The sequence below is a fragment of the Arthrobacter sp. zg-Y895 genome, assembly GCF_020731025.1.
Classification (GTDB): Bacteria; Actinomycetota; Actinomycetes; order Actinomycetales; family Micrococcaceae; genus Arthrobacter_B.
In genome coordinates this window covers 768,896-783,497 of sequence record NZ_JAJFZY010000003.1, presented here as the reverse complement: position 1 = coordinate 783,497, position 14,602 = coordinate 768,896, and the positions used below count along the sequence as shown (strand labels likewise).

Genomic DNA, 14,602 nt, shown 5'->3' with positions numbered 1-14,602 from the left:
GGGGACGGGGGCCTTGTGCTGCCGGGGTCTTAGCGCTCGACCTCGCCGCGGATGAACTGCTCTACCTTTTCCTTGGCGAGGTCATCGTTGTACTGCTCGGGCGGCGACTTCATGAAGTAGCTCGAGGCCGAGAGGATGGGCCCGCCGACGCCGCGGTCCAGGGCGATCTTGGCGGCACGCACGGCATCGATGATGACGCCGGCGGAGTTGGGGGAGTCCCAGACCTCCAGCTTGTACTCCAGGGACACCGGAGCGTCGCCGAAGTTGCGTCCCTCGAGGCGGACGAAGGCCCATTTGCGGTCATCGAGCCACGCGACGTAGTCCGACGGGCCGATGTGGACGTCGTCGGCCTTCAGGTCTGCCGAGGTATTGGAGGTGACCGCCTGCGTCTTGGAAATCTTCTTGGATTCCAGGCGCTCACGTTCGAGCATGTTCTTGAAGTCCATGTTGCCGCCGACATTCAGCTGGTAGGTGCGGTCCAGGATGACGCCGCGGTCCTCGAACAGCTTCGCCATGACGCGGTGCGTGATGGTGGCGCCGATCTGACTCTTGATGTCGTCGCCGATAATCGGTACGCCGGCAGCGGTGAACTTATCCGCCCACTCCTTGGTGCCGGCAATGAAGACGGGCAGCGCGTTGACGAAGGCCACGCCGGCGTCGATGGCGCACTGGGCGTAGAACTTCGCAGCCTGCTCGGAGCCGACCGGCAGGTAGCAGACCATAACGTCCACCGCGTTGTCCCGAAGGGCAGCCACAATGTCCACCGGCGACGCATCGGATTCGGTGATGGTTTCCCGGTAGTACTTGCCCAGCCCGTCGAGGGTGTGCCCGCGCTGCACGGTGATGCCGGTCTGCGGGACATCGGCAATCTTGATGGTGTTGTTCTCGCTTGCGCCGATCGCATCGGCCAGGTCGAGGCCGACTTTCTTGCTGTCGACGTCGAAAGCGGCAACGAACTGCACGTCATTGACGTGGTATTCGCCGAACTTCACGTGCATCAGGCCAGGGACGGTTTCGTTGGGATCGGCGCTTCGGTAGTACTGGACACCCTGCACCAGCGAAGCTGCGCAGTTTCCAACACCGACAATTGCCACCCGGATGGGGTTCTCGGACACGGTTCTCCTTTGAAGAAAAATGTTGAACGCTGCGCCCCCGGCGCAGACAACCTCCACAGTCTACGTGCTCGGCATCACATCTTCGGTTTGGGTTCGGACCGCTGGCTCATCAGGGGGGCGTTTTGGCCTCGTTCCCCGTCCGTTTCCCCCGTTCCCCGCCGGGACCGAAGCGATGGTTCCCTAGTGGATACTGGACCCATGCAGCCCAACTCCCGGCGCGGTCCGCAGCGCATTGCGGCGCCCTCCCGCAACGATCCGTTCCTGAGGAAGTTCGCGGAAGGCATCGGCGGCCCCATGGGCCGCCACGCCGCCCCGGGCATGGTCTCGCCCGGATTTTTCACCGTGGAACGGGTGCTGATCCTATTCACGATCGTCTCCGCGCTGCTGGCCGTCCTGGTTAAAACCCCCTGCCGTGCGGCCGGCTGGGGCACACCGGACCAGTTTTACTCCGCCTGCTATTCGGACTGGCCGGAGCTCTTCCGGACCCGGGGGATAGGCGACGGCGTTTTCCCGTTCCTCACGGAGGGCGCGCTTTTTGAGTATCCGGTCCTCCTGGGACTCCTGGCCGGTGCCACCGCACTGGTGGTGCCCGGCGAAGGCGGCACGGCCTTGAGGTCGCTGCAGTATTTCGACGTCAACGCACTCCTGGCCACTGGAGCCTGGATTGCCACGGTCATAGCAACCATGCGCCTGGCCGGGCGCCGGCCCTGGGACGCAGCCATGGTGGCCGTAGCCCCGGCGGCGATCCTGTCGGTGTTCATCAACTGGGACATTTTCGCCGTGATGCTGGCCACGGCCGGCATGCTGGCTTTTGCCCGGAACCGTCCGGTGGCAGCAGGAGTGCTGATCGGCCTGGGTGCCGCGTTGAAGCTTTACCCCGTGCTGATTCTCGGTGCCGTGCTGGTGCTCGCGCTGCGGACGCTCCGCCTGCGCCCGGCGGTGCTGACCGTCACGGCTGCGGCAGTAACCTGGCTGGCCGTCAACCTGCCGTTCCTGCTCCGCGACTACGAGTCCTGGCGCTTCTTCCTCACGTTCACCGCGGAGCGCCCGGCGGGCTACTCTTCGATCTGGTTCGCCTGGAACCTGACCGTGGAGCGGGCCGGGGGAACCGGCGTCGGACCCGAATTCATCAACCTGTGGGCCTATCTGCTGTTTGCGCTGGCGTGCCTTGGAATCGCCGTGCTGGCGCTGCGGTGCGGGCGGCGGCCGCGGTTGGCGCAGCTGGTTTTCCTGATTGTGGCGGCATTCGTCCTCACCAACAAGGTGTACTCGCCGCAGTTTGTCCTCTGGCTCATTCCCCTGGTCGCCCTGGCCCGGCCGAGGTGGCTCGACTTCCTGATCTGGCAGTTCTTCGAAGTGATGCACTGGTGGGCTATCTGGATGTACCTCGCGAAGGAGACCTCCGGCGGCGCGGCCGAGAACAACCTCGACTCGCCCTACTATGTGCTGGCGGTGCTGGGCCACGTGCTGGCCACGCTCTATCTGATGTACCGGGTGGTCTCCGACATTCTGGAGCCCGACGGCGACCCCGTGCGCCGGGGCGGCGTCGACGATCCGCAGGGCGGGCCGTTCAACGGCGCCCCCGACCGCTGGGCCCTGCGGCGGCGAAGGCCGGTATCCTTGGAAACGCATGCGGCCCCGGCGAAAGAAGCACAGTGACCCCCGTTCCATACCGTTCCGAGCAGCTCAGCCACGAGGAGTTCGAGGCGCTCGCCGCCGCGCACCCCGATGTGGTGATCCCGCTGGAGCAGACCCCCTATTGGGCGGATTTTGAGCGGAAGCTTGGCCGCAGCCCCTACGGCATCTGGGCCTATTACGACGGCGACACCCTGGTTGCCACCGCCAGTTACCTCCGCTCCGAACGGCGGCTGAGGCCGTCCCTGGTGGTCGTCAACGGCCCCACCTGGTTCACCACGCGCACGCACAACGCCGAGGCCCGGCTCGTTTCCACCGTGCAGGAACAGTTCCGGGCCGATCCCGCCGTGGACCCGCTGTACATCCGGATGCAGATCGCGCATCCGCAGCCGCCGGTCACCGGTCCGCTGGAACACGGCTGGTACGAACGGGAAATCGTCGTCGACCTGACTCCGGATACGGACGAAATCTTTGCGTCTTTCCGTTCCAACGCGCGGAACCTGATCCGCAAGGCGGAGAAGCTGGGCGTCAAGGTCCAGACCATCGAGCGCGCCCGATGGGCGGAGGTGTTCCGCACGGAACTCTTCCCGATCATGCAGGAAACCGCTTCGCGGGACGGTTTCTCGAGCTTCGAGTCCTCCTTCTACGAAACCCTGCTTACCGAACTCGGTGACCATCTGCGCCTCATGGTGGCGTACATGGACGGACAGGCCGTTTCCTGGCTGATCACCACCGAGTACCGCGGTTACTCCGTCTACTACTTCGCGGCGAGCTCGCACAGTGCCCGCAAGACCAACGCGCCCTACCTGCTGCTCTGGGAGGCCTTTAAGGTCCTCAAGGAAGCGGGCAACAGGGCGTGCGGGCTGACCGGGATCGTCAGCGACAACTACCCGAGCCTGATCAACGTCACCACGTTCAAGCGGAACTTCTCCAAGACCGTGGTCACCATCCCCACTACCTATGACGTTCCCCTCCATCCACTGCGGTACGCCCTGGTGGCAAACGCCCTGAAGCTGCGGCGCGAGGCGCCCGCGAAGCTGCGCAGCCTGCCGGCCTCCGCCAAGGGTCTTGCAGGCCGGATCCCCGGACGGAAGGGCGAAAAGGCGGCCTAATGAGCGATGTCAGTGTAGTCGGGGCCGGTCCCAACGGACTCGCGGCGGCGGTCATCATGGCCCGCGCCGGCCTCAAGGTCGAGGTGTTTGAAACCCAGTCCACAGTGGGCGGCGGCAGCCGCACCAAGGAACTGATGGAACCCGGCCACCTGCACGACATCTGCTCCGCAGTGCATCCCATGGCCCTGGCCTCTCCGTTCTTCCGCAGCTTCGGACTGGACCGGCGGATCGACCTGGTGGTGCCGGAGATTTCCTACGCCTCACCGCTCGACGGCGGTCGCGCCGCACTGGCGTATCGGGACCTGGACCGGACGGTGGAGGGACTTGGAAGGGACGGTGCCGCCTACCGGCGGTTGATGGAGCCGCTGGTCCGGCGCAGCGAGGCAGTCACCGAACTGCTGATGGGTTCCCTCCTGAGCGTCCCCCGTGATCCGATTGCGCTGGCGTGCTTCGGCCTGGCCGCGCTGGACCAGGGCACGCCCCTGTGGAACCGGCGGTTTGTGGAGGACGCCGCACCGGCACTGCTCTCCGGCGTAGCGGCGCATCCGGTGGGAAAAATGCCCTCCCTGCCCTCCGCCGGAGGCGGGTTGATGCTCGGCACCCTCGCCCATTCAGTCGGCTGGCCCATCCCGGTAGGCGGTTCCCAGGCCATCGCCGAGGCGATGGCCGACGATCTGCGGGCGCACGGCGGCAAGATCTCCACCGGCCACCGCATCACCTCCCTGGACGAGGTGGCCGGCTCCCGGGCCGTCATCCTCGATGTCTCCCCGTCGGTGCTGCTGGAGCTGGGCGGGGACCGCCTGCCGCCGCGTTATGCGCGGGCGCTGGAGCGCTTCCGCTACGGCAATGCTGCCTGCAAGGTGGACTTCATCCTCTCCGGCCCGGTGCCCTGGGCGAATCCGGAAATGGCGCGTACCGGCACTGCACACCTGGGCGGCACCCGGGCGGAACTGGCCGCAGCGGAGGCCGACGTCGCGGCCGGCCGGCACCCGGCCCGCCCCTATGTCCTGTTGTCCCAGCCCAGCGGCTTCGATCCCACCCGGGCCCCCGCGGGCCGTTCCGTGCTCTGGTCCTACTGCCATGTGCCGGCCGGATCCACGGTGGACATGACGGAAGCGGTCACGGCGCAGATTGAGCGTTTCGCGCCGGGATTCCGTGACGTGATTGTCGATTCGCGGGTGACGACGGCGGCGGACCTGGCCCGGTACAACGCCAACTATGTGGGCGGGGACTTCGGCGGCGGGGCCGTGACGTTGGCCCAGATGCTGATTCGGCCGGTCCTGTCCCCGAAGCCGTGGCGTACGGCGCTTCCCGGTGTCTACCTCAGTTCGGCATCAACCCCGCCGGGGCCCGGCGTGCACGGCATGGGCGGCCTGCATGCTGCGAAGCTGGCACTGAAGGACGTGTTCGGACTGCCGATGCCCTCGCTGGAACCTGCGCAGAGAGCCCGCTAGGGACCTCCGCCTCCCGGTTATCCGGGTTCCTCGGCACCCCGGATCTCTCCCTGCCGCGATTGTGGCCCATGGCATAAAGCCTTGTATGTTATCGGGTACCGGCACCGCAGCCGGTACTTGAACTGGGGGACAAGTCATGGGGGACAGACAAATGGATAGCCACGGTCCGGTTGTTGGCGCACAGGGAAACCAGGGGGCTCCGCCGCCGCCCGGCCCGGGCACCGAGCAGCAACAACGACAGCAGCCGCACCAGCCCAATCCCCCGGCTCCGCAGGAACCGGCTCCGCAGGGGCAATGGCCCCAGGCGGCTCCTCCGCCACCCGGGGGACCCGGACTGCCGGGACAGGCATCGAAGCAGCCGAACCCGAAGCGGCGTAAAGGCCTGATCATTGCCGGCAGCGTTGCGGCTGGATTGCTGCTGATTCTGGGCGTCGGCGGGTTCTTCGGCTACAAACACCTCAGCGAGACGACTTACAGCCCCCGGGTGCAGGCAGAGGAATACCTCCAGGCACTCGTCGACGCGGACGTGGAACGCGCCATGGAAATGGCTCCTGCCACCGGGGATGAGCTGGACTACTCACTGATGACCAACGAGATTTACTCGAAGGCCACCGACAGGATCAGCGGATTCGAAGTGACCGATGTGGTGGTCAACGACGGCACCGCTGACGTGAGCGTGGACGTTAAGCAGGGTGATGATACCCAAGCCATGAAGCTGGAGCTGTCAGAGAACGGCACGGAGGCAGTGTTTTTCAAGAAGTGGAAGCTGGACGCGCCGCTGGGCTCCTGGTCGCTGCGCTACACGCTGGATGCGGATGCCTCCGAACCTGCCGTAAACGGCGTCAGCGTGGAAATGCCCGAGGACGGCAAGAAGCTGGCCGTCCTGCCGGGGGAATACACCTTCAATGCACCTACCGGAACGAAGTTCGTGAGCTACGGCGGGGACGAGAAAATGGCGGTCCGCCTGGACGGCCAGGAATCGCTGATGGGGGTCGGGTTCATCCCGGAGCTCACGGATGCGGCCCGCGAGGAGATCAAGGCCCAGACAAGGGCGCACCTGGAAAGCTGCATGAAGTTGACGGAACTGCAGCCCAAGGGCTGCCCTAACCAAGCGGACGGCGAGGATCCCAACAACTTCCGCAGCATCAAATGGAGCATGGCCAAGGAACCCACTTACGAGTCGATTGAAGGGGACCCAACACTCCCGTTCTCGGTGGAGGCAGTAAACGGGCAGTTCACCCTGGATGCGGAAATGAAGGAGGGTGACGAGTGGGGGACCATGAAGGGGACCGTTGAGCTCTACTCGATGCCCGCCATGGTGGACATCCAGGGCGAAACGATCACCATGACTTTCGCTGATTAGCAGCAGGCAACCACAGAGGATCGGTGCAGGCTCTTGCGCACGGACCGCGGTCATGGGGAACTGATAACCAGGAGGTTCCCCATGACCGAGCACCTGAACAACCATCACCGCGACACCCTGGACAAGATCCTGCGCCATCCCTCCAGCAGCAACATCGAGTGGAAGGACGTCCTGTCCCTGCTGGATGCCGTGGCGGACACCACCCGCGAGCACAACGGCAAATACGAGGTCACCCTGGCCGGGCAGACGGACTACCTCACGGTGCCGCACGGCAAGGACATCGATGAGCAGACGTTGGTGGACCTGCGGAGAATGCTGCACCGCGCCGGCTACGAACCGGGCAGGAAGTAGCCCCTGGTCCGCAATTGTTACCTCCGTCATAAAACCCGATAAGTTATCGAGTGCCGGCCGCGCAGCCGGGTACTTGAACCGGGGGAACAAGTCATGGCGGACAAGAACGTTGATTACTATGGGCCGGGGGCAGGGGTGTACCCTGCCTCGCCGCCGCCGGGTGCGGGCAGCGAAAACCAGCAGCAGTGGCCAAAGCAGCAGTGGCCGCCGCCGCCCGGACAGAACGGCCGGCAAGGACAGGCACCGCCCAAAGCCGACCCGTCGCAGCGCAACACCCTGTTGATCGCCGCCGGCGTTACCATCGCCGTGCTGGCCGCATTGGTTGCAGGAGGCTATTTCGCCTTCAGGCACTTCAACGAGGCCGTGTACGGCCCGCAGGTGCTGGCCGAAGAGTATCTTCAGGCAATTGTTGACGGTGACGTGGAACGGGCCATCGGCATGGGTCCCGACCTTGACTGGGAGGACTACTCCCTGATGACCAACGAGGCGTACGCCAAGGCGGAAAACACGATTACCGGATTTGAAGTGACCGATGTGGTGGTCACCGACGGCCAGGCTGACGTGAGCGTGGACATCGAACAGGGCGGCGATAGCCATTCCGTAACACTGGATCTGCGCACCGCCGGCAGCGAAGCGTTGTTCTTTCGAAAATGGAAGCTGAATATCGGCCTGGGGAGCACCCAGGTGCACTACATCCTGCGGGGAGACGCCACTGCCGTCGCTGTCAACGGGGTGGACATCCCCGGCCAGGACCTGGAGGCGCTCCGCAGAAGCGCATTGTTTAATTTCCTGCCCGGCGACTACACCCTGAGTGCCTCTACCGGCAGCCCTTATTCCGGCTATCCGGACCGGGTGGTGAGCGCGCGCGTGAACCCGGACGGCGCTGCGGCTGTACGGCAGGGAACCGTCGACCTGAAGCCGCAGGTCACGGACGCCGGCCGCGGGGAAATCGAGGCCGGGCTAACGGCGCACCTCGAAAACTGCATGAAGGCGACTGAACTGATGCCAAAGGGCTGCCCGAACCAGTGGACGGCCGAGGATCCGGACAGCTACCGGAACATCTCCTGGAGCATGCAGACTCCGCCCACCCTCGACCCCATCGAAAGCGATCCCACAGGACCGTTTTCGGTGCGGGCCGTGGACGGGGAATTCATCTTGGACTCCGAGGTGAATCGGGGCGGGTCGTGGCAACCGGAGCGGGAGAGCTACCAGCTTTACTGGATGTACGCCGAGGTGGAGATCAACGGCGAGGAACTGTCCCTCACCTTCGCTGACTGACAGCACTCCGGCTCCGGCTGGAAAGCGGCCCTATTCGACGGTCAGTTCGCCCATCCGGGACCACTCTTCGCCCTCAATGACGGTGTTGATGATCTTCGGGGTTTCCACCAGCGCCGGGACCATGTCCTTCATGGCCTGCTGGAAGTGGTCGCTCTGGACGTGGGCGGCCGCGGCGTCGTCCTTGAACGCCTCCACGAGGACAAACTCGTTGGGGTTTTCCAGGCTGCGGGACCAGTCGAACCAGAGGTTCCCCGGCTCGGCCCGGGTGGCTTCGGTGAACCCGGCGGTCAGTTCCGGCCAGCGCTCGGTCCACTCGGGCTTGACGAGGAACTTGACGGTAATGAAGATCATTTTGGTCCTGCTTTCGCTAATTCTCGGGGGTTTTCATCGTATGCCCCGACGGCGGCGCCGGGCCACCGGAGGGCGGGACGGAAGGAATGGGAAGATGGGTACGTGGCGCACCTCGACGTATCCAACATTGACTATTTCCTCTCCGACGGACGGCAGCTGCTCAACGGCGTCAGCTTCAAGGTCGGCGACGGGCACAAGACCGCGCTGATCGGCCCCAACGGCACCGGGAAAACCACCCTGCTCCGGATCATCGCCGGTGACCTGATGCCGGACGAGGGCACGGTTTCACGGTCCGGGAACATGGGCATCATGCGCCAGTTCGTCGGACAGGTCCGTGATGACAGCACGGTCCGTGACCTGCTCGTCTCAGCCGCCCCGCCGGCACTCGCTGCCGCTGCCCGCGAAGTGGACGCCGCCGAGCTGGCCATGATGGAGCACGACGACGAGCCCACCCAGATGCGCTACGCCACCGCCATCACCGAATGGGGCGACGTCGGCGGGTACGAGCAGGAGACCGTCTGGGACGAGGTGACCATGGCCGCGCTCGGGCTGCCCTTCGACCGGGCGCAGTACCGCAAGGCCGCAACGCTTTCCGGCGGCGAGCAGAAGCGGCTCGTCCTGGAAGCACTTTTCGCCGGCCCCGACGAGCTCCTGCTCCTGGATGAACCGGACAACTACCTCGACGTGCCCGGCAAACGCTGGCTCGAAGGAAAACTGGCCGCCTCCAAGAAGTCCGTGCTGTTCGTCAGCCACGACCGGGAGCTGCTGGACAATGCCGCCACCCGCATCGTGACCCTGGAGCCGGGCATCAACGGGGCCTCCGCGTGGATCCACGGCGGCGCCTTCGGCAGCTACGTCAAGGCCAGGGAAGACCGCAATGCCCGGTTCGAGGAACTGCGCCGGCGTTGGGACGAGGAGCATCTCAAGCTCAAGGAACTCGTCAACATGTACAAGAACAAGGCCGCGTTCCGCTCCGACATGGCCAACCGCTATCACGCGGCCCAGACCCGGCTGGCCAAGTTCCTGGAAGCGGGCCCGCCGGAAGCCCTGCCGGTGGAACAGAACGTCAAGATGCGGCTGCGCGGCGGCCGCACGGCCAAGCGCGCCGTCGTCGCCCAGAAGCTGGAACTGACCGGACTGATGAAACCGTTCAGTACCGAGATCTGGTTCGGTGACCGGGTGGGGGTGCTCGGCTCCAACGGCTCCGGAAAATCCCACTTCCTGCGCCTGCTGGCCCTGGGCGGCAGCGATCCGGACCGGGAACACGAGCCGGTGTCAGAGGTGGAGATCGCCCCGGTGCCGCATGCCGGCTCGGTGAAGCTGGGTGCCCGCATCCGGCCCGGGTTCTTCGCCCAGACCATGATGCGCCCGGACCTGGCCGAACGGACCCTGCTGGACATCCTGCACCGCGGCGACGAACACCGGTCCGGGCTGGGCCGCGAAGCAGCCGCGGGAGCCCTGGACCGCTACGGGCTGGCCTCGTCTTCGGAGCAGAAGTTCGAGTCCCTCTCCGGCGGTCAGCAGGCGAGGATGCAGATCCTGCTCCTGGAGCTCTCCGGCGCCACCCTGCTCCTGCTGGACGAGCCCACCGACAACCTGGACCTGCACTCGGCCGAGGCGCTGGAAAAGGCCATTGACGCGTTTGAGGGGACCGTCCTGGCGGTCACCCACGACCGCTGGTTTGCCCGCAGCTTCGACCGGTTCCTGGTGTTCGGCTCCGACGGCAGGGTTTACGAATCCGAGACGCCGGTCTGGGACGAGAAACGCGTGGAGCGGGTGCGGTAGGGGAGAATACTGGCGTGAACGAAAACAGTGCGCAGCCCCTCCATGATGCCGCCCTCCGCCACGAAACCGGCCTGAATAAGGCACTCGTTGCCGTCTTCGTGATTTTCGGCCTCAACGGCCTCGTGTTCGCCAGCTGGGCAGCCCGTATTCCCGCCGCCGCCGAGGATCTGGGAATCGGCGCCGCCGGTGTTGGCCTGCTCCTGCTGTTCTCGGCCATCGGATCCGTGGCCGCGCTGCCGCTGGCCGGTTCGGTGGCGCAGCGCATCGGCACCGCAGGCACCGTGCGCGCCGGGGGAATTACGACGTCGATAGCCTCCCTGGCCATCGCCGCCGGACTCAGCCTGGGGTCGATTCCGCTGACCGGTGCCGGTCTGCTGGTCTTCGGCGTCGGAATTGCCGGCTGGGATGTCGCCATGAACCTGGAGGGGGCCGACGTCGAACGCCGGGTGGGCCGGACGGTGATGCCCAAGTTCCACGGCGCCTTCAGCGCCGGGGCGTTTGTGGGTGCCATGATCGGTGCGCTGCTCTCCTGGGCAGGAATCTCGCTGTCCCTGCATCTGCTGGGAATCCTGACGGTGGTTTGCGTGGCGGTGCTGATCGTGCCGCGGAACTTCCTCCAGTTGCCGCACGCACCCGCAGGCCACGGAGCCGACGCGACGGTCAAACCCTCCCGGTTCGGTGCCTGGCGGGAGGGCCGGACGCTGCTGATCGGCGTCGTCGTCATGGGCGCTGCCCTCACCGAAGGTGCGGCAAATGACTGGGTGGCCAAGGCGACCGTGGACGGACTGGGCACCAGCGAGTCCGCCGGTGCCGTGATGTTCGGGATCTTCGTGGCAGCCATGACCCTTACCCGCTGGTTCGGTGCCCGGCTGATTGACCGGATGGGCCGCGTACCGGCGCTGCGGGTGTGCATGAGCGCCTCCCTCGCCGGCCTGCTGCTCTTCGTTTTTGCCCCGAACCTCGGGCTCGCCGCCCTCGGCGCCGTGCTGTGGGGCGTCGGCGCGTCCCTGGGCTTCCCAATGGGCATGTCTGCCGCCGGGGAAGATCCGGTCCATGCTGCGGGCCGGGTATCGGTGGTGTCCACCATCGGCTACATGGCCTTCTTCGTCGGCCCGCCGGTGCTGGGCTTCCTGGGCGAGCACTGGGGCATACGCAACGCCCTGCTGGTGGTGGGTGCGGCCATGCTGGTGTCCATTGCTTTTGCTCCGGCCGCTGCCGAGCAGAAGGCCGAGCCCGAACCTGCCTAAAGCTGCGGACCGTTTCTGTCCGCAAAGGACGGGCGCGGCGGCCCGTCCCGGTCCTACCCTCAACGCATGTCCTTTTCACCACAGTCCACGCCGTTGATTTCCGCCGAGGGGCTGACCAAGGTCTACTCCTCGAAATCCGGTCCCGTGCATGCCCTGGACGGACTGGATATCACTGTCCCTGAAGGAACGGTGACCGCTTTGCTGGGCCCCAACGGGGCCGGGAAAACGACTGCCGTCAAGGTCCTCACCACCCTCATCCGGCCCGATTCGGGTACAGCCGTCATTGACGGCATAAACGTCCTCACCGACCCCAAAGAAGTACGCCGCGTCATTGGGGTGTCCGGCCAGTACTCCGCCGTGGACGAAAACCTTACCGGTATTGAAAACCTGGACATGGTGGGGCATCTGTACCACCTGCCCGCCCGGCGCGCGAAGGAACGGGCAATCGAACTCATCGACATGTTCGAACTGTCCGACGCCGGCAACCGGCCGGTCAAGGGCTATTCCGGCGGCATGCGCCGCCGCCTGGATCTCGCCGGCGCCCTGGTGAACCAACCCCGGGTCCTGTTCCTGGACGAACCGACAACGGGCCTGGATCCGCGGTCCCGGATCGCGCTGTGGGGCGTCATCACCGACCTCGTTGCCCGGGGAACCACGCTGCTGCTGACCACCCAGTACCTGGAGGAAGCGGACCAGCTGGCAGACAAGGTGGCCGTGATCGATGAGGGAAAGGTAATTGCGGAGGGCACCTCGGATGACCTGAAGGCACAGATCGGCGGGCACCGAGTGGCGGTGGCCCTGCACCGCCAGGAGGACTCTGACGAAGCGCTGACCATCCTGGGCCGGCACGGTTCCGGCGACCCGCACGTTTCCAGCGACGGCCGGACGCTCGAGGTCGCCGTCGTCGACGGTCCCGCAGCGCTCCAGCGCATCCTGTCCGAGCTGGAGGCCGGCGGCATCGAACTGCACGACGCCGGCATCCGCCGCCCCACCCTGGACGACGTCTTCCTGCAGCTCACCGGCAAGCCGGCGGACAGCGAAACGGAGAAAGAGGAGGCACACCGATGAGCGCGGCAGTATCAGCAACCGGCATCCGGACCGGCACCCCCAGTCTTCCGGCACGTTGGGTAGGGGACGGGTGGACCGTCACCAAACGGAACCTGATCAAGATCAAGCGGTCGCCGGACATGATCATCTTCGCCGTGCTGCAGCCGATCATGTTCGTACTGCTGTTCAGCCAGGTCTACGGCGGGTCCATTGCTGTTGCGGGGACGGATTACACCCAGTTCCTGATGGCAGGCATCTTTGCCCAAACCGTGGTGTTCGGGTCCACGTTCTCCGGCTCCGCCATGGCACAGGACCTGAAGGAGGGGATCATTGACCGGTTCCGGACCCTGCCGATGAGCCCGTCGGCAGTGCTGATCGGCAGAACCAACGCCGACCTGGCGCTCAACGGGATCTCCATACTCATCATGATGGGTACCGGCCTGCTGGTGGGCTGGCGGGTGAACTCCACACCCGGCAGGTTCCTGGCCGCCATCGCGCTGCTTTTGCTGTTCTCCTACGCCTTCAGCTGGGTCATGGCCCTGCTCGGTATGGCGGTGCGATCACCGGAGACAATCAACAACGCGTCCTTTATGATCCTGTTTCCCATCACCTTCATCTCCAACGCATTTGTGCAGAGTTCCAACCTCCCCGGCCCGCTGGAGACTTTTGCGGACTGGAACCCGGTCTCGGCACTCGTGCAGGCCGTGCGTGAGCTGTTCGGCAACCTGGGCACCGCCCCGGTGCCGGACACCTGGCCGATGCAGAACGCCGTTGCCACGGTGCTGATCGGGGCGGCAGTGATGCTCGTCGTCTTCGTCCCGTTGGCGGTACGGAAGTTCGAGTCGATCAGCTCCCGGTAGCGGGGCGGAGCCCTTCGGAAACGAGGTCAACCATGATTGAGGCCCGCAGCCTCGCCAAGGTCTTCGGCGGCAAGACTGCCGTCGACGGCATCTCCTTCGATGTCCAGCCCGGCAAGGTGACCGGTTTCCTCGGCCCGAACGGGGCCGGTAAATCGACCACCATGCGCATGATCATGGGGCTGGACCATCCAACCGCCGGCAGTGTGGAGGTCAATGGCCGGCCCTACGCCAGCCACACGGCGCCCCTGCGGGAGGTCGGTGCGCTCCTGGAGGCAAAGGCGGTCCACCCTCGGCGGACGGCCTACAACCATCTGCGGGCGCTCGCCGCCAGCCACGGCATCCCCAAAGCCCGCATCACCGAGGTCATCGAATTGACGGGCCTCGGTGCGGCAGCCAACAAACGTGTGGGCGGTTTCTCCATGGGGATGGGCCAGCGGCTGGGAATCGCGGCGGCACTGCTGGGGGACCCCCGCACGCTTATCTTCGACGAGCCGGTCAACGGGCTGGACCCGGAGGGCGTGCAGTGGGTCCGCCATCTTGCCAGGGGCCTGGCTGCGGAGGGCCGCACGGTGTTCATTTCCTCGCACTTGATGAGCGAGATGGCAGTCACCGCCGACCACCTGATTGTGATCGGCCGCGGCAGGATCCTGGCGGATGCACCCATGGACCAGGTCCTCGCCGGCAGCGGGCGCGAACGCACCCTGGTGCGCGCGGACGACGTCGATGCCCTGGCGGCGGCGATAGGTGCGGACGGCGTGGAAATACGCCGGCCGGCACCGGGCCAGCTCGAAATCCTCGGTCTGTCCGCCCGCGGGATTGCCGAAGCGGCGCTGTCGCAGCGGATCCTGGTCACCGAGCTGACCCCGCGGCAGGCATCCCTGGAGGACGCCTATATGGAGTTGACCCGTGGAGAGGTCGAGTACCAATCCCGGGATATCGGGCAGGAGCCTCGGGGAAATCCCTAGTCATCCCTAAGGGGGACCCCTGAATCATCCCTTGGACCG

General features: G+C 65.7%; 13 protein-coding genes. 11 read left to right on the top strand and 2 right to left on the bottom strand.

The features are described from left to right. Positions 1-29 precede the first annotated feature (29 nt). Positions 30-1,115, bottom strand: a complete 1,086-nt coding sequence (locus tag LJ760_RS05455) for an inositol-3-phosphate synthase (protein WP_227920334.1) — start codon at positions 1,113-1,115, stop codon at positions 30-32. Positions 1,116-1,313: 198 nt separating this feature from the next. Between LJ760_RS05455 and LJ760_RS05450 the strand changes: the two genes are divergently transcribed. The 6 genes from LJ760_RS05450 to LJ760_RS05425 all read left to right on the top strand — a co-directional run bounded on the left by LJ760_RS05450 (position 1,314) and on the right by LJ760_RS05425 (position 8,308). Next, the gene (locus LJ760_RS05450; RefSeq protein ID WP_227920333.1) at positions 1,314-2,774 is read left to right on the top strand and encodes a glycosyltransferase family 87 protein; all 1,461 of its coding nucleotides are present in this window, start codon (positions 1,314-1,316) and stop codon (positions 2,772-2,774) included. Continuing rightward, the gene (locus LJ760_RS05445; protein ID WP_227920329.1) at positions 2,771-3,862 is read left to right on the top strand and encodes a lipid II:glycine glycyltransferase FemX; all 1,092 of its coding nucleotides are present in this window, start codon (positions 2,771-2,773) and stop codon (positions 3,860-3,862) included. Before LJ760_RS05450 ends, LJ760_RS05445 begins: the two co-directional genes overlap by 4 nt. Next, on the top strand, positions 3,862-5,316 hold the full coding sequence (locus LJ760_RS05440; RefSeq protein ID WP_227920326.1) for a phytoene desaturase family protein: 1,455 nt from the start codon (positions 3,862-3,864) through the stop codon (positions 5,314-5,316). Before LJ760_RS05445 ends, LJ760_RS05440 begins: the two co-directional genes overlap by 1 nt. A 151-nt stretch (positions 5,317-5,467) precedes the next feature. After that, positions 5,468-6,679: a hypothetical protein gene (locus tag LJ760_RS05435; protein WP_227920323.1), complete on the top strand. Its 1,212-nt coding sequence runs from the start codon at positions 5,468-5,470 to the stop codon at positions 6,677-6,679. An 81-nt stretch (positions 6,680-6,760) separates the two neighbouring features. Next, positions 6,761-7,030, top strand: coding sequence for a hypothetical protein (locus LJ760_RS05430; protein WP_227920321.1), 270 nt, complete (start codon positions 6,761-6,763; stop codon positions 7,028-7,030). Between the two features lie 93 nt (positions 7,031-7,123). Then, complete coding sequence (locus LJ760_RS05425) at positions 7,124-8,308, top strand: hypothetical protein (protein ID WP_227920319.1); 1,185 nt, start codon at positions 7,124-7,126, stop codon at positions 8,306-8,308. Positions 8,309-8,338: 30 nt separating this feature from the next. On the opposite strand, the gene LJ760_RS05420 is transcribed toward LJ760_RS05425, so the two are convergent. Continuing rightward, complete coding sequence (locus LJ760_RS05420; RefSeq protein WP_227920318.1) at positions 8,339-8,659, bottom strand: putative quinol monooxygenase; 321 nt, start codon at positions 8,657-8,659, stop codon at positions 8,339-8,341. Positions 8,660-8,761: 102 nt separating this feature from the next. On the opposite strand from LJ760_RS05420, the gene LJ760_RS05415 reads away from it, so the two are divergent. The 5 genes from LJ760_RS05415 (at position 8,762) to LJ760_RS05395 (ending at position 14,563) form a co-directional block, all read left to right on the top strand. Continuing rightward, positions 8,762-10,444 carry an ABC-F family ATP-binding cassette domain-containing protein gene (locus LJ760_RS05415; RefSeq protein WP_227920317.1) on the top strand — a complete coding sequence of 561 codons (1,683 nt, stop codon included), beginning with the start codon at positions 8,762-8,764 and terminating at the stop codon, positions 10,442-10,444. 14 nt (positions 10,445-10,458) lie between these two features. Then, complete coding sequence (locus tag LJ760_RS05410; RefSeq protein WP_442860634.1) at positions 10,459-11,691, top strand: MFS transporter; 1,233 nt, start codon at positions 10,459-10,461, stop codon at positions 11,689-11,691. Between the two features lie 66 nt (positions 11,692-11,757). Beyond that, entirely contained in the window at positions 11,758-12,759 is a 1,002-nt protein-coding gene (locus LJ760_RS05405; protein ID WP_227920316.1) for an ATP-binding cassette domain-containing protein, read from the top strand. Next, positions 12,756-13,598: an ABC transporter permease gene (locus tag LJ760_RS05400; protein WP_227920315.1), complete on the top strand. Its 843-nt coding sequence runs from the start codon at positions 12,756-12,758 to the stop codon at positions 13,596-13,598. Before LJ760_RS05405 ends, LJ760_RS05400 begins: the two co-directional genes overlap by 4 nt. Before the next feature lie 32 nt (positions 13,599-13,630). Beyond that, the gene (locus LJ760_RS05395) at positions 13,631-14,563 is read left to right on the top strand and encodes an ABC transporter ATP-binding protein (protein ID WP_227920314.1); all 933 of its coding nucleotides are present in this window, start codon (positions 13,631-13,633) and stop codon (positions 14,561-14,563) included. Positions 14,564-14,602 lie beyond the last annotated feature (39 nt).

What these genes read in the sequence shown, in the direction of transcription:
- LJ760_RS05405 (WP_227920316.1), top strand. Translation starts at nt 11,758, where the DNA reads ATGTCCTTTTCACCACAGTCCACGCCGTTGATTTCCGCCGAGGGGCTG.
- LJ760_RS05400 (WP_227920315.1), top strand. Translation starts at nt 12,756, where the DNA reads ATGAGCGCGGCAGTATCAGCAACCGGCATCCGGACCGGCACCCCCAGT.
- LJ760_RS05450 (WP_227920333.1), top strand. Translation starts at nt 1,314, where the DNA reads ATGCAGCCCAACTCCCGGCGCGGTCCGCAGCGCATTGCGGCGCCCTCC.
- LJ760_RS05420 (WP_227920318.1), bottom strand. Translation starts at nt 8,659, where the DNA reads ATGATCTTCATTACCGTCAAGTTCCTCGTCAAGCCCGAGTGGACCGAG.
- LJ760_RS05425 (WP_227920319.1), top strand. Translation starts at nt 7,124, where the DNA reads ATGGCGGACAAGAACGTTGATTACTATGGGCCGGGGGCAGGGGTGTAC.
- LJ760_RS05430 (WP_227920321.1), top strand. Translation starts at nt 6,761, where the DNA reads ATGACCGAGCACCTGAACAACCATCACCGCGACACCCTGGACAAGATC.
- LJ760_RS05395 (WP_227920314.1), top strand. Translation starts at nt 13,631, where the DNA reads ATGATTGAGGCCCGCAGCCTCGCCAAGGTCTTCGGCGGCAAGACTGCC.
- LJ760_RS05440 (WP_227920326.1), top strand. Translation starts at nt 3,862, where the DNA reads ATGAGCGATGTCAGTGTAGTCGGGGCCGGTCCCAACGGACTCGCGGCG.
- LJ760_RS05435 (WP_227920323.1), top strand. Translation starts at nt 5,468, where the DNA reads ATGGATAGCCACGGTCCGGTTGTTGGCGCACAGGGAAACCAGGGGGCT.